The following is a 19,552-nucleotide window of genomic DNA, read 5'->3' on the forward strand; positions in this document are numbered from 1 at the left end:
TACAAGCAATACAAACAAGAGAGGACTCGATGACTTACACCGCTGCCGAAAACCGCTACGACTCTATCCCTTACCGCCGCGTAGGTCGCAGCGGCCTGGTGCTGCCGGCACTGTCCCTGGGCCTGTGGCACAACTTTGGCGACAGCACGCCGATCGACACTCAGCGCTCGCTGTTGCGCACAGCCTTCGACCTGGGCATCAACCACTTCGACCTGGCCAACAACTACGGCCCGCCTTACGGCAGCGCGGAGGTCAACTTCGGTCGTTTGTTGCGTGAAGACTTCAAGCAATACCGCGATGAGTTGATCATCTCAAGCAAGGCCGGTTGGGACATGTGGCCAGGGCCTTACGGCCAAGGCGGCGGCTCGCGCAAATACGTGCTGGCCAGCCTCGACCAGAGCCTGCAGCGTTTGGGCCTGGACTACGTGGACATCTTTTATTCCCATCGCTTCGACCCGGACACGCCGCTGGAAGAAACCGCCAGTGCACTGGCCACCGCCGTGCAACAGGGTAAGGCGCTGTACATCGGTATCTCGTCGTATTCCGGGGTAAAAACCCGTGAGATGGCGGCGCTGCTGAAGGAGTGGAAAGTGCCGTTACTGATTCACCAACCGGCGTACAACCTGCTCAACCGCTGGGTTGAAAAGGACCTGCTGGATGTCACCGATGAACTCGGCACCGGCGTCATTGCGTTCACGCCGCTGGCGCAGGGTTTGTTGACCGACAAGTACCTTAATGGCATTCCGAAAGATGCGCGGGTCAATCGCCCGGGCGGTGGTTCGTTGCAGGAATCTCATCTGTCCGAAGCCAACATCGCCCACGTGCGTGGGCTCAACGAAATCGCCAAGCGTCGTGGTCAGAGCCTGGCGCAACTGGCGTTGGCGTGGACGCTGCGCGATCCGCGCGTGACCTCGGCGTTGATCGGCGCGAGCCGGCCGGAACAGATTATCGAAAACGTCGGGGCGTTGAAGAATTTGAGCTTCAGTGCTGAAGAACTGGCGGAGATTGACCGGTTTGCCCAGGAAGGCGGGATTAATCTTTGGGAGAAGCCTTCGACGGCAGAGTAAGCGTTCGGCGCCGGATTTGATCGTTCCCTCGCTCCGCGTGGGAATGCCTCCCGTGACGCTCCGCGTCACAGTGGACGCGGAGCGTCCATGGCTGCATTCCCACGCAGAGCGTGGGAACGATCGGGCGATAGGATCAGCGAAAGAACGGCACATCCCCCAATACCGTAGCCCGCTGCATCACCCGCCGCGCCGGTCGGTAATCATCGACGGCGTAATGCTGCGTCACGCGGTTATCCCAGAACGCCACGTCATCCTTCTGCCAACGCCAGCGAATGGTGAATTCCGGCCGCGTCGCATGAGCAAACAAAAACTTCAAAATCGCCTCGCTCTCGGTTTCCGACAGTTCATTGATCTTCGATGTGAAGCCCTCGTTGACGAACAACGACCGGCGCCCGCTCACCGGGTGCGTGCGAATCACCGGGTGCGACAACGGCGGATTCTTCCGGCGTGCTTCTTCCCACTGAGCCAGGGCCTCAGGCGTGTTGCCATAACGCTCCAGCGGAAACGAACGGGTAAAGTCGTGAGTCGCCGTCAGCCCTTTCAGCAAGCCTTTCATCGGCGCGGACAACGCTTCATACGCCGCAATGCCGCTGGCCCACAGTGTGTCGCCGCCAAATTCCGGCAGCAGCTTGGCGCTCAGTACCGCGCCCATGGCCGGAGTCGGCAGGAAGGTCACGTCGGTGTGCCAGATCGCGTTGTCGCGCACGTCGGTGACGGCGGTGTCGAGGATCAGCACTTCCGGTTGTTCCGGCACATTCGGGTAGATCGGATGGATGTGCAGATCGCCAAAATTCGCGGCGAAGCGTGCCTGTTGCTGTGGCGTGATTGGCTGATCGCGGAAGAACAATACTTGGTGCTTGAGCAACGCTTGCTCGATGGCGTCGCGTTGTTCCAGGTTCAGCGGCTGGCTGACGTCGATGCCGCTGATTTGCGCGCCGAGGGCCGAGCTGAGGGGAACGATGGTCAGGTTGCTCATGTTCTTTCTCTTCAATCCGGGGTGCCGAGCTGTCGGCATGGTCAATGACAAATCTTTAGTGAGCCTGGCCGTGCCACGGCACCAATTTGCGTTGCAATGCGCGCAGGCCCATTTCCATGGCGAAGGCGATCAGTGCAATCACCAGAATCCCCAGCACCACCACATCGGTGACGAGGAATTGTGCGGCCGACTGCACCATAAAGCCCAAACCGCTGGTGGCGGCGATCAGTTCGGCAGCAACCAGCGTCGACCAACCCACGCCCAGACCGATGCGCACACCGGTCAAAATGTCCGGCAGGGCGCTTGGCAGAATCACATGGCGAATCAACTGCGCCCGGGTTGCGCCCAGCGACTGGGCGGCGCGCAACTTGGCCGGGTCCACCGTGCGCACGCCGGTCGCGGTGGCGATGGCGATCGGGGCAAAGATCGCGAGGTAGATCAGCAAGACTTTCGACAACTCACCGATGCCGCACCAGATCACGATCAGCGGCAGATAAGCCAGCGGCGGAATCGGCCGGTAGAACTCGATCAGCGGATCGAGAATGCCGCGCGCGATTCGGTTATGGCCGATAGCGATTCCGACCGGCACGGCGGTCAGCACCGCGAAAGCGAGGGCCAGACCGATGCGGCTGAGGCTGGCGCCCAAGTGCTGCCACAACGTTGAATCCATGTAGCCCGTGGTTACCAGCAGCCAGCCTTTTTGCAGCACGGCGGACGGTGGCGGCAGGAACAGCGGTTCGATCATTCCAGTGGCCGTCACGGCCCACCAAATGAAAACCAGAGCGAGCAGCGTCAGCACGCTGATCCACCGAGTACTCAAACTGCGACGCACCGGAATGACTGTCGAACCTGGTTTCACCGCAACGGCGGGAATTTGATAACTGCTCATGCGCGCTCCTGCCGCTGGGCGGTGCTGCGTTGGGAGAACACTTTGGCGAGCACGTGTTCGCGGGTTTCGATGAAGCGCGGGTCGGACTTGATCGAGCGTGCCGACTCTCCGGCAGCGTAACGCTGGCCGAAATCCAGGCTCAGGCGCGCGACGATTTGCCCTGGGTTCGGCGCCAGCAAAATCAGATCCGTGGCGAGGAACACCGCTTCTTCGATGTCGTGGGTAATCAGGAATACGGGTTTGGCGGTGCGCTGCCAGACTTGCAGCAGCAACTCCTGCATCTGTTCGCGGGTGAAGGCGTCGAGGGCGCCGAAGGGTTCGTCCATCAGCAGAACGCGAGGGTCGGCGGCGAGGGCCCGGGCCAGGCCGACACGCTGTTTCTGGCCGCCCGAGAGCTGCCAGATTCGGCGATTTTCAAAACCTGAAAGGTCCACCAATGCGAGCATTTCCCGAGCACGGATTTCACGTTTGTCCCGGGAAACACCAGCCAGTTCCAGACCGAACCCGACGTTGGCCAACACGTCCTGCCACGGCAGCAAGGCGTCGTCCTGAAACACCACGCCGCGTTCGGCACTCGGGCCTTTGACCGGCACGCCGTCAAGGGTGATGCGCCCGGCGCTGGGTTTGACGAAACCGGCAATCAGGTTCAACAGCGAAGTCTTGCCACTGCCGGACGGGCCGAGGGCGACCAGCAATTGCTGGGGCCCAAGGCTCAGGGAAATATCCGCCAGTACCGGTTCCGGGCTGCCGGGGTACTGTGCGCTGATGCGCTCCAGCTGTAGCAAAGCCATTGCGGTTAACTCCCGATCAGTTGGTGATGAACTTCGCGCTGACGTACGGCGCGTAGTCCGGCAGCACGGCTTCGACCTTGCCTTGTTCCTTGAGGAATACGGCGGTGTCGGTGATGGCTTTGGTGGTCGGCGCGCCGAGGGTGATCACCTGGTCAGCCGCCAGCGGGAAGACGTTGCCTTGCAGCAGCAACGGAATGTCGCTGGCCTTGGCGCCGGAGAGTTTCACCAGTTTGTCGACGTTGGATTGGTTGGCGAGCCAGGCTTTCGGGTCTTTGCGGTAATCGGCGTAGGCGTCCAGGGTCACTTTGGCGAACGCGGTGACGATTTCCGGGTGCTTTTCCGCGAAGTCTTTACGCACGATCCAGGCATCGAAGGTCGGCGCACCGAACTTGGCCAGTTCGCCGGAGGTGATCAGCACTTTGCCGTTTTCCTTGGCAACACCAAGCGCTGGGTCCCACACGTAAGTGGCGTCGATGTCGCCGCGTTTCCACGCAGCGATGATGGCGGGTGGTGCGAGGTTGAGTACGGTGACTTTCGACGGGTCGATGTTCCAGTGTTTCAGCGCGGCCAGCAGGCTGTAGTGGCCGGTGGAAACGAACGGCACGGCGATTTTCTTGCCGATCAGGTCCTGAGGGGTCTTGATCCCGGAACCGTCGCGGGCGACCAAGGCTTCAGCGGCACCGATCTGCGTGGCAATCAGGAAGGTTTCGACCGGGACTTTGCGGGTGATCGCTGCTGTCAGAGGGCTGGAACCGAGGTAGCCGATCTGCACGTCGCCGGAAGCGATGGCGGCGATGATGTCCGCGCCATTATCGAACTTGCGCCAGTCGATCTTGGCGTTGGTGGCTTTTTCGTAAGCGCCGTCGGCCTGGGCGACTTTCGCCGGGTCAACGGTGGTCTGGTAGGCGACAGTAACGTCGGCCGCCTGGGCCAGGAAACTCGCCGCAGCCAGAGACGCGGCCGCCAGGAGGCGAAGGGGGAAATTCAGTTTCATTGGGAAGCTCCTTGTCAGGCGACCGAGAGTCGGCGTGAAAGGAGACTAAATGATCTAAGAATCCGAAAATAAATAACTTTTTCGAATGAGCTTATGAGCGGAAAATTCTAAGGGAGAGTAGTAGCGGATCGCTTTTGGCGAGGGAATTTATCCCCGTTGGGCCGCGAAGCGGCCCCAAAAATTATCCATGGCATTCATGATCGTTCCCACGCTCTGCGTGGGAATGCAGCCCGTGACGCTCCGCGTCACTGGACGCGGAGCGTCCCTTGAGACATTCCCACGCAGAGCGTGGGAACGATCAGAGCCAAGGAGGTTAGTTGCTGATCGCCAGAATGCTCGCCTGATACGACCCGACAAACACATCGAAATCGCCGACTTCGTTCTGCTCCAACTCCACTTGCTCAGCCAGCGAGGAACGCGCGCGTGCTTCAAACTTCGCCTGATCTTCGCCGTTCAACGGCTCGCTGCGGAAAAACTCCGCATGTGCCCGGCTCTGACGCAGGGAGAACTGGGCAAAGCTTTCCTTGTGCTCGGCCATCGCCGCCAGCACCTGGGCCGATGGTGTCAGGGACGGGTCCTTGACCTTGGCGAGCTGCGCATCCAATGCCTTGCTGTGGGCATCGCCGCCGTGGCTTTGATCCAGCAGCGCGGCGAGCGGAGCTATTTTTTCCAGCAACTCGGCGGCCCATTCCTTCAGGTCGACCGGTTGACCGTCGCGCTGCAATTGCAGGCCCGGACGACGACCTTCCTTGACCACGCTGAGGAAGTTCGAGGTCGCATTGCTGCACGAGGTATTGGTCAGCAGCGGGCTGTCGTTCAGCGCGCAATACAGCAGGAACGCGTCGAGGAAACGCGACTCCGGCAGGTCGATGCCCATCGGCAGGAACGGGTTGATGTCCAGGCAGCGCACTTCGACGTACTGAATGCCGCGAGCCACCAGCGCCTGGATCGGCCGTTCGCCGGTGTAGGTCACGCGTTTCGGGCGGATGTTGGAGTAGTACTCGTTTTCGATCTGCAGGATGTTGGTGTTGAGCTGAACCCACTCACCGTCCTGATGCGTGCCGATTTCGACATACGGCGCATACGGCGTGGCGACCGCTTTGCGCAGGCTGTCGGTGTAACTGGCCAGATCGTTGTAGCACGGGGTCAGACCGGCCTGGGCGTTGCTCTGGTAACCCAGGTCGCTCATGCGCAGGCTGGTGGCGTACGGCAGGTACAAGGTGTCCGGATCCAGTTGTTCCAACTGGTGCGAACGACCGCGCAGGAAACCGGCGTCCAGTGCAGGGGAGGCACCGAACAGGTACATCAGCAGCCAGCTGTAGCGACGGAAGTTGCGGATCAGCGCGATGTAGGCCGACGACTGATAGTCGCGGTCGGTGCCGACAAAACCTTCAGTCTCTCTGAGCAGCGGCCAGAGCTGTTCCGGCAGGGAAAAGTTGTAGTGAATCCCGGCGATGCACTGCATGGTCTTGCCGTAACGCAGGGCCAGGCCCTTGCGGTAGACGTACTTGAGCTGACCGATGTTGGACGTGCCGTAATAGGCGATCGGGATGTCTTCCTCGGCCGGCAACGGGCACGGCATCGATGGACTCCACAGAAACTCGTTGCCAAGCTTGCTGTAGGCAAAACGGTGAATCTTGTCCAGGCTCGCCAGCGTATCGGCCGGGTCTGGCAGGGCCGGGGTAATGAATTCCAGCAACGACTCGGAATAGTCGGTGGTGATTTGTTCATTGGTCAGCGCGGAACCCAATTCTTCCGGGTGCGGCGTTTGCGCCAGGCGACCTTCGCCAGTCACGCGCAGGCATTCACGTTCGATGCCGTGAAGGCACTGTTCGAGCAGAGAGAGGTTAGCGCGCTCGCCGAGCAGAGCCAGGCGGCGGTTGAGAAGTTCGCTCAAGTTGGATTCCTTCACGCGTCAGTCGCCCCAATATGGGGGTGGGCAAGACGGTCTACAAGGGTGAAGTTAAAACTGGCGTTTTCGCCTGGTTTTTGCAACCGCGCAAGCCATGCCGGTCAGTAAGAACTGCACAATCCCTGTGGGAGCGAGCCTGCTCGCGATTAGGGAGTGTCAGTCAACGTTTAAGTCGTCTGGCACACCGCAATCGCGAGCAGGCTCGCTCCCACAGGATTCGTTGCGCTGAAATTAACTCAAAATGATGGCATTCATCTACAGGACAGCGAACGTGCCTTGTGCTTTTGCGACCAGTTTGTCGCCCTGCATCACGTCAGCTTCGACCACCAGCGTGCGCCGGCCCGGGTGGATCACCCGTGCCGTGCACATCACTTCACCGTCAGAAACGGCGCGAATGTAGTTGATCTTGCATTCGATGGTCGCGCTCTGCTGGTCAAAGCCATGGGTGCTGGAACAGGCCAGCCCCATGGCAATGTCCACCAGACTGAACAAGGCCCCGCCGTGCAGCTTGCCCCCGCGATTGCGCAGTTCTGGCTCAAGCGCCAGGGCGACTTGCGCCACCCCGGTTTCCAGGCTGTGCAAGCGACACCCCAGCAGCTTGAAAAACGCGCTTTCGGTCAGCCCGGCAGGGATGTCCATCAGCGTTTCTTCAACTGCTTGGCGTTGGCGAACAGCGAAGCCATGGCATTGTTGGCCGGGGCCGCCGCCGTGGTTTCTTTACGCGGTGCAGTGTTCTGCGACTGGCGTGGAGCCGAACCCGGACGCGCACCACGGGCACCGTCGATTTTCTCGCCCGGGGTGTCGCTCATGCGCATCGACAGGCCAACGCGTTTGCGCGGGATATCGACTTCCATGACTTTCACTTTCACCACGTCACCGGCCTTCACCGCTTCGCGTGGATCCTTGATGAACTTCTCCGAAAGCGCCGAGATGTGCACCAAACCGTCCTGATGCACGCCGATATCAACGAACGCGCCGAAGTTGGTCACGTTGGTCACCACGCCTTCGAGGATCATCCCCAGTTGCAGGTCCTTAAGCTCTTCGACGCCTTCCTGGAACTCGGCGGTCTTGAACTCCGGACGCGGGTCGCGGCCCGGTTTTTCCAGCTCTTGCAGGATGTCGGTGACCGTTGGCAGACCGAAGGTTTCGTCGGTGTACTTCTTCGGGTCGAGGCGCTTGAGGAAGCTCGCATCGCCGATCAGCGAGCGAATGTCGCGGTCGGTTTCAGCGGCAATGCGTTGCACCAGCGGATAGGCTTCCGGGTGAACCGCCGACGAATCCAGCGGGTTGTCGCCGTTCATGACGCGCAGGAAGCCGGCCGCCTGTTCGAAGGTTTTTTCGCCCAGACGAGCGACTTTCTTCAGTGCCGCGCGGGTTTTGAATGCGCCGTGCTCGTCGCGGTGGCTGACGATGTTCTGCGCCAGGGTCGCGTTAAGGCCGGAGATACGGGCCAGCAGCGCCACGGAAGCAGTGTTCACGTCGACGCCCACGGCGTTCACGCAGTCTTCGACCACAGCGTCCAGGCCGCGCGCCAGTTTCAGCTGCGATACGTCGTGCTGGTACTGGCCGACACCGATGGATTTCGGGTCGATCTTCACCAGTTCGGCCAAAGGATCCTGCAGGCGACGGGCAATCGACACCGCGCCACGGATCGACACGTCGAGGTCCGGGAATTCCTTGGAAGCCAGTTCCGACGCCGAGTAAACCGATGCGCCAGCCTCGGAAACCATGACCTTGGTCATCTTCATCGCTGGGTATTTTTTGATCAGCTCAGCGGCGAGCTTGTCGGTTTCACGGCTGGCAGTGCCGTTACCGATGGCGATCAGGTCCACCGAGTGCTTGGCGCACAGGGCGGCCAGAATCGCGACGGTCTGATCCCACTTGTTGTGCGGCACGTGCGGGTAAACCGTGGCGTGGTCCAGCAGCTTGCCGGTGGAATCGACCACGGCGACCTTGCAGCCGGTACGCAGGCCCGGGTCGAGACCCAGGGTTGCGCGCGGGCCGGCCGGGGCCGACAGCAGCAAGTCGTGCAGGTTGTGGGCGAACACGTTGATCGCTTCGGTTTCCGCGCCATCGCGCAGTTCGCCGAGCAAATCGGTTTCCAGGTGGGTGTAGAGCTTGACCTTCCAGGTCCAGCGCACCACTTCGCCCAGCCATTTGTCGGCGGCGCGGTTCTGGTTCTGGATGCCGAATTGCTGGCCGATCATGCCTTCGCACGGGTGCATGGTGCCCGGCAGTTCGTCGCCGACTTTCAGCGCGGAACTCAGAATGCCTTCGTTGCGGCCACGGAAAATGGCGAGCGCGCGGTGCGACGGCATGCTTTTCAGCGGTTCGTCGTGTTCGAAGTAATCGCGGAACTTGGCGCCTTCTTCTTCCTTGCCGGCGATGACGCGGGCACTGAGGGTCGCTTCCTGCTTGAGGTAGCTGCGCAGTTTGTCGAGCAAACCGGCGTCTTCGGCGAAGCGTTCCATCAGGATGTATTTGGCGCCTTCGAGGGCGGCCTTCACATCGGCCACGCCTTTTTCGGCGTCGACGAAGCGTGCGGCTTCAGCGTCCGGCGTCAGGCTCGGGTCGTTGAACAGGCCGTCGGCCAGCTCGCCGAGGCCGGCTTCCAGGGCGATCTGGCCCTTGGTGCGGCGCTTCTGCTTGTACGGCAGGTACAAGTCTTCGAGGCGGGTCTTGGTGTCGGCGAGTTTGATGTCGCGTTCGAGTTGCGGGGTCAGCTTGCCTTGCTCTTCGATGCTGGCAAGGATGCTGATGCGCCGTTCGTCGAGTTCTCGCAGGTAGCGCAGACGTTCTTCCAGATGACGCAACTGAATGTCATCGAGGCTGCCGGTCACTTCTTTCCGGTAGCGGGCGATGAAGGGAACGGTAGAGCCTTCATCGAGTAGCGCGACGGCCGCTTCGACCTGTTGTGGGCGTACACCGAGTTCCTCGGCGATGCGGCTGTTGATGCTGTCCATAAAACCACCTGACAAATTGTGAAAGCAGGCTCGCAGGCGCAGAGATAAAGGCTCGGCGAGTCTGGTTGAGCGGCCTGGCGTGCGCCGCTACCTGGATCAACAGGTATCCCGTTGACCCGTGAAATCGAACAATGACTGCCGGCACCATGAAAATAAAAAGCGGCCACCTGCAGCCATGATCAGACGTTGCCTGACACAAAAGGCCGCGCATTATAACCAGCGTTCTATCATTCAGGGGCATCGCAGGCGGTAACGCGAAGGCCGGGTTTCTGGCGGTGAAGGAAAAATCTGCTAACAATGCACACGGTGCGTATAACGGCAGCTACGCCATAATGCGCGCCGAGATCAAAGGAGCATCTAATGAGCAGCACTGCAAACAATGCTGAAGGCGAAAAAATTCTTATTGTTGACGACGATCCAGGGCTGAGCAGCCTGCTGGAACGTTTTTTCGTCAGCAAGGGCTACCGCGCCCGCGCCGTACCGAACACCGAACAAATGGATCGCCTGCTGGCGCGTGAAGTGTTCAACCTGGTCGTTCTCGACCTGATGCTGCCCGGCGAAGACGGTCTGACCGCCTGCCGCCGCCTGCGCACGGCGAACAATCAGATTCCGATCATCATGCTGACCGCCAAGGGCGATGAGCTGAGCCGCATCAAGGGCCTTGAATTGGGAGCCGACGATTACCTGGCCAAGCCATTCAACCCGGATGAGCTGATGGCCCGTGTCAAAGCGGTCCTGCGCCGTCAATCGACGCCTGTGCCGGGCGCACCGGGCAGCGAAGACGAAAGCGTGACCTTCGGTGACTACGAGCTGTCCCTGGCCACCCGTGAACTCAAGCGCGGTGACGAAGTGCACATGCTCACCACCGGTGAGTTCGCGGTGCTCAAGGCGTTGGTCATGAACGCGCGTCAGCCACTGACTCGCGACAAACTGATGAACCTGGCCCGTGGCCGCGAATGGGATGCCCTGGAGCGTTCCATCGACGTGCAGATCTCCCGTCTGCGCCGAATGATCGAGCCTGATCCATCCAAACCGCGTTACATCCAGACAGTCTGGGGCGTGGGTTACGTGTTCGTTCCGGATGGCGCCGCCACCAAGTGATCGGCGATTTGTAGGAGCGAGTCTTGCGGGCGATTGTCCGCAGACTCGCGATCCGCAATATGCGAGCATCGCTCGCTCCTGCAAGTGTGTAGCGGTTATCCATGAAAACCCCCGTTTGGTTCCCCCAGAGTTTCTTCTCCCGCACCCTGTGGCTGGTGCTGATCGTCGTCCTGTTCTCCAAGGCGCTGACCCTGGTTTATCTGTTGATGAACGAAGACGTGCTGGTGGATCGCCAATACAGCCACGGCGTCGCCCTGACGCTGCGCGCCTATTGGGCTGCCGATGAAAAAAACCGTGAGAAAATCGCTGATGCCGCCACCCTGATCCGGGTAGTGGGTGCGGGTGTGCCGGAAGGCGAGCAACACTGGCCTTACAGCGAGATCTATCAGCGGCAGATGCAGGCTGAATTGGGTGCCGACACCGAAGTGCGATTACGTATGCACTCGCCGCCGGCTCTGTGGGTTCGGGCGCCTAGCCTGGGCGATGGCTGGCTGAAAGTGCCGCTCTATCCGCATCCGTTGCGCGGCCAGAAAATCTGGAACGTGCTCGGCTGGTTCCTTGCGATCGGCCTGCTGTCCACCGCCTCGGCGTGGATCTTCGTCAGCCAGCTCAATCAACCGTTGAAACGTCTGGTCTATGCCGCAAGGCAACTCGGCCAGGGTCGCAGCGTGCGACTGCCGATCAGCGACACCCCGAGCGAGATGACCGAGGTGTACCGCGCCTTCAATCAGATGGCTGAAGACGTTGAGCAGGCCGGCCGCGAGCGCGAACTGATGCTGGCCGGGGTGTCACACGACCTGCGTACGCCTTTGACCCGTCTGCGGTTGTCCCTGGAGTTGATGGGCGACCACAACGACCTCACCGACGCGATGGTGCGCGACATCGAAGACATGGACGCGATCCTCGACCAGTTCCTGGCGTTTATTCGCGATGGTCGTGACGAGTCTGTCGAGGAAGTGGACCTGAGCGACCTGGTGCGTGAAGTCGCTGCGCCGTACAACCAGAATGAAGAAAAAGTGCGGCTGCGCCTGGAACCGATCCAGCCGTTTCCGTTGCGTCGGGTGTCGATGAAGCGGTTGCTGAACAATTTGATCGGCAACGCTTTGCATCACGCTGGCAGCGGGGTTGAGGTGGCGGCTTATGTGTCCGGGGATACCAGCGCGCCGTACGTGGTGCTGAGCGTCATGGACCGTGGGGCGGGGATCGATCCTTCGGAATTGGAAGCGATCTTCAACCCGTTTACTCGAGGTGATCGTGCCCGGGGCGGGAAGGGGACAGGATTGGGCCTGGCGATCGTGAAGCGGATTGCTTCGATGCATGGCGGGAATGTTGAGTTGCGTAACCGGTCCGGTGGTGGGCTGGAAGCGAGGGTGCGGTTGCCGCTTGGGTTGATGCTGCCTAGAGATGCGGTTTAAGAAACCAGCAGCTTCGTTGGGGCTGAGGGCCTCTTCGCGGGCAAGCCCGCTCCCACAGGGTTTAGCAGTGAGCGCATGATTGTGCTTCACCACAAATCCTGTGGGAGCGGGCTTGCCCGCGAAGGCGGCCTTCCGGCCGCCATGAATTTCAGGGTTTAACCTTTTCCTTTGGTCCGCGTCATATTCGGCCCACCATTCTTCTCAAGATGCTCAATGATGATCCCCGCCACGTTCTTCCCTGTGGTGGTCTCAATCCCTTCCAGTCCCGGCGACGAGTTTACTTCCATCACCAGCGGTCCGTGATTGGAGCGCAGGATATCCACACCCGCCACCGCCAAACCCATGACCTTCGCCGCGCGCAACGCGGTCATGCGTTCTTCCGGGGTGATCTTGATCAGGCTGGCGCTGCCACCCCGATGCAGGTTGGAGCGGAACTCCCCGGGCTTGGCCTGGCGCTTCATCGCCGCGATCACCTTGTCGCCGACCACAAAGCAGCGAATGTCCGCGCCACCGGCTTCCTTGATGTATTCCTGAACCATGATGTTCTGCTTCAGGCCCATGAAGGCTTCAATCACCGACTCTGCCGCCGTCGCTGTTTCGCACAACACCACACCGATGCCTTGCGTACCTTCCAGCACCTTGATCACCAGCGGAGCACCGTTGACCATGTCGATCAGGTCGGGAATGTCATCCGGGGAGTGCGCAAACCCGGTCACCGGCAAACCGATCCCCCGGCGCGACAACAGTTGCAGCGACCGCAGCTTGTCCCGAGAGCGGGCGATGGCCACCGATTCGTTGAGCGGGAAAACCCCCATCATTTCGAACTGGCGCAACACCGCGCAGCCATAAAACGTCACAGACGCACCGATCCGCGGGATCACCGCGTCGAAACCCTCCAGCGGCTTGCCGCGGTAGTGGATCTGCGGCTTGTGGCTGGCAATGTTCATATAGGCGCGCAGGGTGTCGATCACCACCATTTCATGGCCACGCTCGGTACCGGCTTCGACCAGACGACGAGTGGAATACAGACGCGGGTTCCGCGACAGCACAGCGATCTTCATGCAACACCTGTGGAGGAGGTAGATACCGGGAACACCGGCTTGTCTTGTACGTACTTGATGCCCGGATTGACCACCAGCTGGCCGTCGATCAGGGCTTTGGAACCGAGTAGCAGGCGATAACGCATGGACTTGCGGCAGGCGAGGGTGAATTCGACCCGCCATACCCGATCACCCAGGGCCAGTGTAGTGCTGACCACGTAGCGCATCTGCGCGTGACCGTTGGAGCTTTTAATGGTTTTGCGCGTCACCAGTGGCGCCTCGCAACGTCGATGACGCAACTGCACCACCGTGCCCAGGTGCGCGGTGAAGCGCACCCAGCTTTCACCGTCGCGCTCGAACGGTTCGATGTCGGTGGCATGCAGGCTTGAGGTGCTGGCACCGGTATCGATTTTTGCGCGCAGGCCCGCGACTCCCAAATCCGGGAGCGCCACCCACTCGCGCAGACCGATAACGGTCAAATGGTCAAATGTCTTCAATAGGAAAAAACCGGCGATTAACGCGTCCAGGCCTCAGGCGTTACCTGGGCCAACGCTTTGAATGCAGGCTTGGCGAACCAGTAACCCTGCATCAGAAATATTCCACAGTCCGCCAGGAAATCCCGTTCTCCGGCGCTTTCGATGCCTTCGGCGATGACTGTAACGTTCAACTCCGCACAGATTGTGACAATCCCTCGAACGATAGCCTGACGAACACGATCGCGGTCGACATCGCGGATCAGTGCCATGTCGAGTTTGATCAGGTCCGGTTGGAAATCAGCCAGCAGATTGAGCCCCGAGTAGCCCGCACCGAAATCGTCGATGGCGGTCTTGAAGCCGAATTCGCGGTATTCACGCAGAATATTAGTCAAATGGCGATAGTTATCTACGTGCTGGCTTTCCAGTGTTTCGAAAATCAGACGGTTGATCGGAAAGTTGTGTTTTTTCGCGGCCTCGAGGGTGCTGCGAATGCACAGTTCCGGGCGGTACACGGCGTTGGGCATGAAGTTGATCGACAAGTGTGTCTGCATGTTTAGATTGGCCGCCCCTGCAATGGCGCGGGTCCGGCAGAGCTGGTCGAAACGGTAGCGATTCTCCTCGGTGACCTGGTCGAGCACCGACAGTGCACCTTCCCCGGCAATGCCGCGTACCAAGGCTTCATGAGCAAAAATCGACTGATCGCGCAGATCGACGATCGGTTGGTAGGCAAAAGAAAAATCGAAGCCCAGCGGCTCGCTTTGCTGACAGCCCTGGCAACCGCCCTGCGGCGAGGTCAATGAAGACGGGAATATAGTCACTCGATCACTCCATGCCGGTGAGCCGGCCAAGATCACAGTCTATCCGGAGGGCCGAGTTCTTGCGCCCGACAGAAACGGTAGTACAGTTCCGACTACTGGCCGAAAGAGGAATTCATATGGCACAAAAACAGGAAGAGGACGACAAGGTCCGTCTCGATAAGTGGTTGTGGGCCGCGCGTTTTTATAAAACACGTGCCTTGGCCAAGTCGGCGATTGAAAGCGGCAAGGTGCATTGCCGGGGTGAGCGCTGCAAACCGGGCAAGGAGCCGAGGGTCGGCGACGAATTTCAGATTCGTACAGGGTTCGAGGAGCGCACGGTGGTGGTTCAGGCGCTATCGATTGTGCGCCGTGGCGCGCCAGAGGCTCAGGCCTTGTATGCGGAAACCGATGCCAGCGTCGCCAAGCGCGAAGCGGCCGCGGCCATGCGCAAGGCGGGTGCGTTGGGCGTGAGCACCGATGGCAAACCGAGCAAGAAACAGCGGCGGGATTTGTTCAAGTTTCGTGGCAGTAGCAACGACGAATGAGGCTGTTGCTTCTGTGTCGTCTGGGCTGACGCTATCGCGAGCAGGCTCGCTCCCACAGGTATTGCGCAGTCCTTTGTGGGAGTGAGCCTGCTCGCGATCGAGTGCGCAGCACTCGCCGGCAGCACCCCGGAATCAGCGCGCTACGCATCACACTCATCCGCGAAACTCCCCGCATCGAACGGGCGCAGACTTGCAATCGCCCAGATGCGTAGCCATATCGGGTAACTGCCCAGCGGCGCATTCAGCAACTGAAATAACCACTCGTCGAAAATCAAACACAGCATCTGACCCGTAGGCCATAACCAGAAGGCCAGCAGCGTCAGAGGCACAAAATTGCACAAAGCCAACCGACGCAGGTCCACCTTGCTTGGAACAAACCCGGATTGTTCATAAAATGCCTCCCATGGCTGAACATCGCGCACCAAGTAGTGCTGCACAGGCGCAAATTTCACGTTTTGTAACCATTTGTCATTACTTCAGAACCCAGACCTATGACCGATCTACCGGATACCGACTACACCCAACGCTTCATCTTCGATGACAGCGACACCCGCGGCGAGCTGGTTTCGTTGGAACGGAGTTACGCCGAAGTCCTCGCCAAACACCCGTATCCGGAGCCGGTCGCGCAATTGCTCGGCGAGCTGATGGCGGCTGCGTCGTTGCTGGTCGGCACTTTGAAGTTCGATGGCTTGCTGATTCTTCAGGCCCGTTCCGACGGCCCGATTCCGCTGCTGATGATCGAGTGCTCCAGCGAGCGCGAAATCCGTGGCCTGGCCCGTTACGAAGCCGACCGGATCGCCCCCGACGCAACGCTTGCCGACCTGATGCCAAACGGCGTTCTGGCGTTGACCATCGACCCGACACAAGGCCAGCGTTACCAAGGCATTGTGGATCTGGATGGCGAAACCCTGTCGGAGTGCTTCACTAATTACTTCGTCATGTCGCAGCAGGTTGGCACCCGTTTCTGGCTGTATGCCGATGGCCGTCGCGCCCGTGGCCTGTTGCTGCAGCAACTGCCTGCCGATCGTTTGAAAGACGAAGAAGAACGCGCGGCCAGCTGGCAGCACATCACCGCGCTGGGCGGCACGCTGACCGCTGACGAATTGCTGAGTCTGGACAACGAAACCGTGCTCCATCGCCTCTACCACGAGGAGCAGGTTCGTCTGTTCGACGTGCAGAAACTGCGTTTCCGTTGCAGTTGCTCGCGAGAACGTTCAGGCAATGCTCTGGTCAGTCTGGGTATGGAAGACGCGCAAGCGCTGGTCATCGAGCACGGCGGCAACATCGAGATCGATTGCCAATTCTGCAACCAGCGGTACCTGTTTGATGCGGCCGATATCAGCCAATTGTTCGCTGGCGCGGGTGTCGATACGCCGTCAGATACCCGGCACTAAACCGGTTCAGCGCAGGTAAATTCACTGCTCAGCGCCGGAATAACGCCGTTCTGACGGGAGGGCCCTACTATTTTTGGGCTTTTCTGGCATAATCCGGCCCACTTTTTTCGCGGTAGTAGTGCACGACTTTCTACTACAAAACGTTTGGAGCACTCGGCCACTGGCCGACGGGGAACCTCATGACGCAAGCCAATAACGCCGTGTACACCGATCTGAGTGTTGATGATCTGGTCAAAGAAGCCCTGAATCGCGGTGAAGGCGAGCTTGCCGACACTGGCGCGCTGGTTGTTCGCACCGGTCACCGTACCGGCCGCTCTCCAGTCGATCGTTTCATCGTTGAAGAGCCTTCCACCCAGGCCGCCATTGCCTGGGGCCCGATCAACCGCAAGTTCCCGGCCGACAAGTTCGATGCCCTGTGGGACCGCGTCGAGGCCTTCAACAACGCGCAAGAGCATTTCGTTTCCCACGTTCATGTAGGTGCGTCTGCCGATCACTACCTGGCCGTGAAAATGACCACGCAGACTGCCTGGCAGAACCTGTTCGGTCGTTGCCTGTTCATCAACCCGGCCCAGTACAACCCGGCTGGCCGTGAAGAGTGGCAAGTGCTCAACGTTGCCAACTTCGAATGCGTTCCAGAGCGTGACGGCACCAACTCCGATGGTTGCGTGATCCTTAACTTCGCACAGAAGAAAGTGCTGATCGCCGGCATGCGCTACGCCGGTGAAATGAAAAAAGCCATGTTCTCGGTGCAAAACTTCCTGCTGCCGGCCGCCGACGTGCTGCCAATGCACTGCGCTGCCAACATCGGTGAAGCGGGCGACGTGACCTTGTTCTTCGGTCTGTCCGGCACTGGTAAAACCACCCTGTCCGCCGACGAAAGCCGTTACCTGATCGGTGACGACGAGCACGGCTGGGGCGAAGGCGTGGTCTTCAACATCGAAGGCGGTTGCTATGCCAAGTGCATCGACCTGTCCGAGAAGAACGAGCCAGTCATCTGGAAAGCCATCAAGCACGGCGCAGTCCTGGAGAACGTCGTTATCGATGACGCCAAGCACGCTGACTACGCTGATGTCAGCCTGACCCAGAACAGCCGCGCCGCCTACCCGCTGGAGCACGTTGCCAAGCGTTCCGAGAAAAACCTCGGTGGCGAGCCAAACGCTGTGATCTTCCTGACCTGCGACCTGACCGGCGTACTGCCGCCAGTCTCGATCCTCAGCGAAGAACAAGCGGCCTACCACTTCCTGTCCGGCTACACCGCTCTGGTGGGCTCGACTGAAATGGGTTCCGGCAGCGGCATCAAGTCGACCTTCTCCACCTGCTTCGGCGCACCGTTCTTCCCGCGTCCGGCTGGCGAATACGCAGAACTGCTGATCAAGCGCATCCGCGGCTTCGGCTCCAAGGTTTACCTGGTCAACACCGGCTGGACCGGCGGCGGCTACGGCGTCGGCAAACGCTTCAATATCCCGACCACTCGTGGCGTGATTGCAGCGATCCAGAGCGGCGCGTTGATCGGTGCTGAAACCGAGCACCTCGACACCATCAACCTGGACGTGCCGTTGGTTGTGCCGGGCGTTGAGACTGGCCTGTTGAACCCGCGTAACACCTGGGCTGACAAGGCTGCTTATGATGAAGCTGCCAAGGCATTGGCCGGGTTGTTTGTTGAGAACTTCAAGAAGTTTGAAGTGAGCGACGCGATCAAGGCTGCTGGGCCTAAGCTGTAAGGCTTTGGTTTAGCGAATGAAAAAGCCGCCCTTTGAGGGTAATGCTGTTCACTTAAGTATTTGAGTCCAAGCCGGGCTTATCCGAAAATCCGATGCCAGACTTCTGGCATCGGATTTTTTATGTCTGTTCAACAAGATCTGCTCGACCTCGGCGACCTTTTCAACTTCTGTGACCTGAGTACTTTCACCCAAAACATTCCCATCGAGTGGGTCGCGTCTGCGCTGGATCTTTCCAGTCAGGCGACCATTCGCCGACGTCGCCTGCCCGCTGACCAAGTGCTCTGGTTGGTGCTCGGCATGGCGTTGTTTCGTGACGAGCCGGTTCATGAGGTGGCCAGACGTTTGAACATCTGCGCTCAAGGCCTGGCCACCGACCACTTATTGGCCCGCAGTGGTGTAACCGAGGCGCGCAAGCGACTCGGTGCCGATCCTGTTGAGTGGTTATTCCGCAAGACCGGGACCCAATGGGGGGCGGAGCGCTATGACGACGATGCCTGGCATGATCTGCAGGTATTCGCGGTGGACGGTGCACTTTTGCGTACTCCGGATACGCCCGAGCTTCGAGATCACTTCGGGTCGGGAAACACTCCAAGCGACCGCCAGACGCCGTTTCCGATGCTGCGCCTGGTGGCCCTGATGAATGTGCGTTCGCACGTGATCATGGATGCTCAATTGAGCCCTTATCGACGCAGTGAAATGCGCTTGGCCGACGAATTTTTGCAGCAGATCCCCGACCACTCGGTGACGCTGTTCGACAAAGGTTTCTGGGGTGCCGAGCTGCTGTCGAGCCTGAGCGGAGCAGGCATCAACCGTCATTGGTTGATCCCGGCAAAAAAAGGACTGATCTGCGAGGAAGTGGCCCGTTACAGCCAGTACGACCGTTTAGTGCGTATGAAAGTCTCGCCGCAGGCCAGAAAGCGAAACCCGGATCTTCCAACGCACTGGGAAGTACGCGAAGTCAGTTATGAAATTAAAGGCAAGGTGAAGACCGTCATGACGTCGTTGCCGGCCAAGATCTACAACACTCAAGCCGTTGCCAAACTTTACCAGGAGCGTTGGGAAATCGAGTTGGGCTTCAGGGACATCAAGAGTTCGATGCAACAGAACGCGATGACCTTGCGCAGTAAAAAAGTCGAGCTGGTCTATCAGGAAGTGTGGGGGCTTTTGCTGGCTTACAACGTGATTCGTCGAGAGGCCAGTCAGGCGGCGGTGACGTTTGGCCGGGCTCCCTCGGACATCCGTTTCAAACCCGTTTGTCAGTACATCGCCGTGCAACTGATCGTGATGGCGGCGGCTAATCCGATTTCAGCCACAGGAAGACGCTTGGCTGAGTTGAGAGCAGGGATAGGGGGATTGTTTCTGGATCACCGCCCAAGGCCTTCGAGGCCAAGGACAGTGAAAATTTCAAAAACCCGGTTTCCAGTGGACCGTAAGGCTGCTCCGCTTAAGTGAACAGCATTACCCTTTGAGG

17 protein-coding genes and 1 pseudogene are annotated in these 19,552 nt (G+C 59.7%); 7 read left to right on the forward strand and 11 right to left on the reverse strand.

Annotated elements, in window-relative coordinates; genetic code table 11:
- Positions 1 to 29 precede the first annotated feature (29 nt).
- Positions 30 to 1,067 (forward strand): L-glyceraldehyde 3-phosphate reductase, encoded by a 1,038-nt coding sequence (gene mgrA, locus ACYZT8_RS00825; protein ID WP_461978464.1) that lies wholly within the window; start codon positions 30 to 32, stop codon positions 1,065 to 1,067.
- A gap of 133 nt (positions 1,068 to 1,200) precedes the next feature.
- Here mgrA and tauD read toward each other — a convergent pair whose 3' ends face one another.
- The 7 genes from tauD to ACYZT8_RS00860 all read right to left on the reverse strand — a co-directional run bounded on the left by tauD (position 1,201) and on the right by ACYZT8_RS00860 (position 9,592).
- Positions 1,201 to 2,043 carry a taurine dioxygenase gene (gene tauD, locus ACYZT8_RS00830; RefSeq protein WP_461978466.1) on the reverse strand — a complete coding sequence of 281 codons (843 nt, stop codon included), beginning with the start codon at positions 2,041 to 2,043 and terminating at the stop codon, positions 1,201 to 1,203.
- A 55-nt stretch (positions 2,044 to 2,098) separates the two neighbouring features.
- Entirely contained in the window at positions 2,099 to 2,932 is an 834-nt protein-coding gene (gene tauC, locus ACYZT8_RS00835) for a taurine ABC transporter permease TauC (RefSeq protein ID WP_461978468.1), read from the reverse strand.
- Complete coding sequence (gene tauB, locus ACYZT8_RS00840) at positions 2,929 to 3,723, reverse strand: taurine ABC transporter ATP-binding subunit (protein WP_461978470.1); 795 nt, start codon at positions 3,721 to 3,723, stop codon at positions 2,929 to 2,931. Before tauB ends, tauC begins: the two co-directional genes overlap by 4 nt.
- 16 nt (positions 3,724 to 3,739) lie before the next feature.
- The gene (gene tauA, locus ACYZT8_RS00845; RefSeq protein ID WP_461956628.1) at positions 3,740 to 4,717 is read right to left on the reverse strand and encodes a taurine ABC transporter substrate-binding protein; all 978 of its coding nucleotides are present in this window, start codon (positions 4,715 to 4,717) and stop codon (positions 3,740 to 3,742) included.
- 313 nt (positions 4,718 to 5,030) lie between these two features.
- On the reverse strand, positions 5,031 to 6,614 hold the full coding sequence (gshA, locus tag ACYZT8_RS00850) for a glutamate--cysteine ligase (protein WP_461978472.1): 1,584 nt from the start codon (positions 6,612 to 6,614) through the stop codon (positions 5,031 to 5,033).
- 270 nt (positions 6,615 to 6,884) lie between these two features.
- Positions 6,885 to 7,268: a PaaI family thioesterase gene (locus ACYZT8_RS00855; protein WP_007972875.1), complete on the reverse strand. Its 384-nt coding sequence runs from the start codon at positions 7,266 to 7,268 to the stop codon at positions 6,885 to 6,887.
- Positions 7,268 to 9,592, reverse strand: coding sequence for a Tex family protein (locus ACYZT8_RS00860; protein ID WP_461978474.1), 2,325 nt, complete (start codon positions 9,590 to 9,592; stop codon positions 7,268 to 7,270). The genes ACYZT8_RS00855 and ACYZT8_RS00860 overlap by 1 nt, the downstream gene beginning before the upstream one ends.
- A gap of 360 nt (positions 9,593 to 9,952) precedes the next feature.
- On the opposite strand from ACYZT8_RS00860, the gene ompR reads away from it, so the two are divergent.
- Complete coding sequence (gene ompR, locus ACYZT8_RS00865; RefSeq protein ID WP_010464774.1) at positions 9,953 to 10,693, forward strand: osmolarity response regulator transcription factor OmpR; 741 nt, start codon at positions 9,953 to 9,955, stop codon at positions 10,691 to 10,693.
- Between the two features lie 101 nt (positions 10,694 to 10,794).
- On the forward strand, positions 10,795 to 12,108 hold the full coding sequence (locus ACYZT8_RS00870; protein ID WP_461978476.1) for an ATP-binding protein: 1,314 nt from the start codon (positions 10,795 to 10,797) through the stop codon (positions 12,106 to 12,108).
- A 155-nt stretch (positions 12,109 to 12,263) separates the two neighbouring features.
- Here the strand turns inward: ACYZT8_RS00870 and rimK are convergent, their stop codons facing one another.
- From rimK to rimA, 3 genes are read right to left on the reverse strand one after another with little or no spacing between them, the layout of a single operon-like run.
- Positions 12,264 to 13,169, reverse strand: a complete 906-nt coding sequence (gene rimK / locus ACYZT8_RS00875; protein ID WP_007949201.1) for a 30S ribosomal protein S6--L-glutamate ligase — start codon at positions 13,167 to 13,169, stop codon at positions 12,264 to 12,266.
- Positions 13,166 to 13,645, reverse strand: a complete 480-nt coding sequence (gene rimB, locus ACYZT8_RS00880) for a retropepsin-like aspartic endopeptidase RimB (RefSeq protein ID WP_010464766.1) — start codon at positions 13,643 to 13,645, stop codon at positions 13,166 to 13,168. The genes rimK and rimB overlap by 4 nt, the downstream gene beginning before the upstream one ends.
- 17 nt (positions 13,646 to 13,662) lie before the next feature.
- On the reverse strand, positions 13,663 to 14,442 hold the full coding sequence (rimA, locus tag ACYZT8_RS00885) for a S6 modification regulatory phosphodiesterase RimA (RefSeq protein WP_461978478.1): 780 nt from the start codon (positions 14,440 to 14,442) through the stop codon (positions 13,663 to 13,665).
- A 116-nt stretch (positions 14,443 to 14,558) separates the two neighbouring features.
- Between rimA and ACYZT8_RS00890 the strand changes: the two genes are divergently transcribed.
- Positions 14,559 to 14,966 (forward strand): RNA-binding S4 domain-containing protein, encoded by a 408-nt coding sequence (locus ACYZT8_RS00890; protein ID WP_461978480.1) that lies wholly within the window; start codon positions 14,559 to 14,561, stop codon positions 14,964 to 14,966.
- Between the two features lie 170 nt (positions 14,967 to 15,136).
- Here ACYZT8_RS00890 and ACYZT8_RS00895 read toward each other — a convergent pair.
- Positions 15,137 to 15,357 (reverse strand): annotated as a pseudogene (locus tag ACYZT8_RS00895) (phosphatase PAP2 family protein); the annotation flags it as partial.
- A gap of 100 nt (positions 15,358 to 15,457) precedes the next feature.
- Between ACYZT8_RS00895 and hslO the strand changes: the two are divergent.
- The 3 genes from hslO to ACYZT8_RS00910 all read left to right on the forward strand — a co-directional run bounded on the left by hslO (position 15,458) and on the right by ACYZT8_RS00910 (position 19,533).
- On the forward strand, positions 15,458 to 16,360 hold the full coding sequence (gene hslO, locus ACYZT8_RS00900) for an Hsp33 family molecular chaperone HslO (RefSeq protein WP_461956634.1): 903 nt from the start codon (positions 15,458 to 15,460) through the stop codon (positions 16,358 to 16,360).
- 179 nt (positions 16,361 to 16,539) lie between these two features.
- On the forward strand, positions 16,540 to 18,081 hold the full coding sequence (locus ACYZT8_RS00905) for a phosphoenolpyruvate carboxykinase (RefSeq protein WP_461978482.1): 1,542 nt from the start codon (positions 16,540 to 16,542) through the stop codon (positions 18,079 to 18,081).
- A gap of 120 nt (positions 18,082 to 18,201) precedes the next feature.
- On the forward strand, positions 18,202 to 19,533 hold the full coding sequence (locus ACYZT8_RS00910) for an IS4 family transposase (protein WP_461974571.1): 1,332 nt from the start codon (positions 18,202 to 18,204) through the stop codon (positions 19,531 to 19,533).
- Positions 19,534 to 19,552: the final 19 nt, after the last annotated feature.

It is taken from the genome of Pseudomonas sp. LB3P93 (assembly GCF_054898025.1).

What these genes read in the sequence shown, in the direction of transcription:
- tauD (WP_461978466.1), bottom strand. Translation starts at nt 2,043, where the DNA reads ATGAGCAACCTGACCATCGTTCCCCTCAGCTCGGCCCTCGGCGCGCAA.
- ACYZT8_RS00855 (WP_007972875.1), bottom strand. Translation starts at nt 7,268, where the DNA reads ATGGACATCCCTGCCGGGCTGACCGAAAGCGCGTTTTTCAAGCTGCTG.
- tauC (WP_461978468.1), bottom strand. Translation starts at nt 2,932, where the DNA reads ATGAGCAGTTATCAAATTCCCGCCGTTGCGGTGAAACCAGGTTCGACA.
- ACYZT8_RS00890 (WP_461978480.1), top strand. Translation starts at nt 14,559, where the DNA reads ATGGCACAAAAACAGGAAGAGGACGACAAGGTCCGTCTCGATAAGTGG.
- ACYZT8_RS00905 (WP_461978482.1), top strand. Translation starts at nt 16,540, where the DNA reads ATGACGCAAGCCAATAACGCCGTGTACACCGATCTGAGTGTTGATGAT.
- ACYZT8_RS00860 (WP_461978474.1), bottom strand. Translation starts at nt 9,592, where the DNA reads ATGGACAGCATCAACAGCCGCATCGCCGAGGAACTCGGTGTACGCCCA.
- ompR (WP_010464774.1), top strand. Translation starts at nt 9,953, where the DNA reads ATGAGCAGCACTGCAAACAATGCTGAAGGCGAAAAAATTCTTATTGTT.
- ACYZT8_RS00870 (WP_461978476.1), top strand. Translation starts at nt 10,795, where the DNA reads ATGAAAACCCCCGTTTGGTTCCCCCAGAGTTTCTTCTCCCGCACCCTG.
- ACYZT8_RS00910 (WP_461974571.1), top strand. Translation starts at nt 18,202, where the DNA reads ATGTCTGTTCAACAAGATCTGCTCGACCTCGGCGACCTTTTCAACTTC.
- tauB (WP_461978470.1), bottom strand. Translation starts at nt 3,723, where the DNA reads ATGGCTTTGCTACAGCTGGAGCGCATCAGCGCACAGTACCCCGGCAGC.
- hslO (WP_461956634.1), top strand. Translation starts at nt 15,458, where the DNA reads ATGACCGATCTACCGGATACCGACTACACCCAACGCTTCATCTTCGAT.
- tauA (WP_461956628.1), bottom strand. Translation starts at nt 4,717, where the DNA reads ATGAAACTGAATTTCCCCCTTCGCCTCCTGGCGGCCGCGTCTCTGGCT.
- rimK (WP_007949201.1), bottom strand. Translation starts at nt 13,169, where the DNA reads ATGAAGATCGCTGTGCTGTCGCGGAACCCGCGTCTGTATTCCACTCGT.
- mgrA (WP_461978464.1), top strand. Translation starts at nt 30, where the DNA reads ATGACTTACACCGCTGCCGAAAACCGCTACGACTCTATCCCTTACCGC.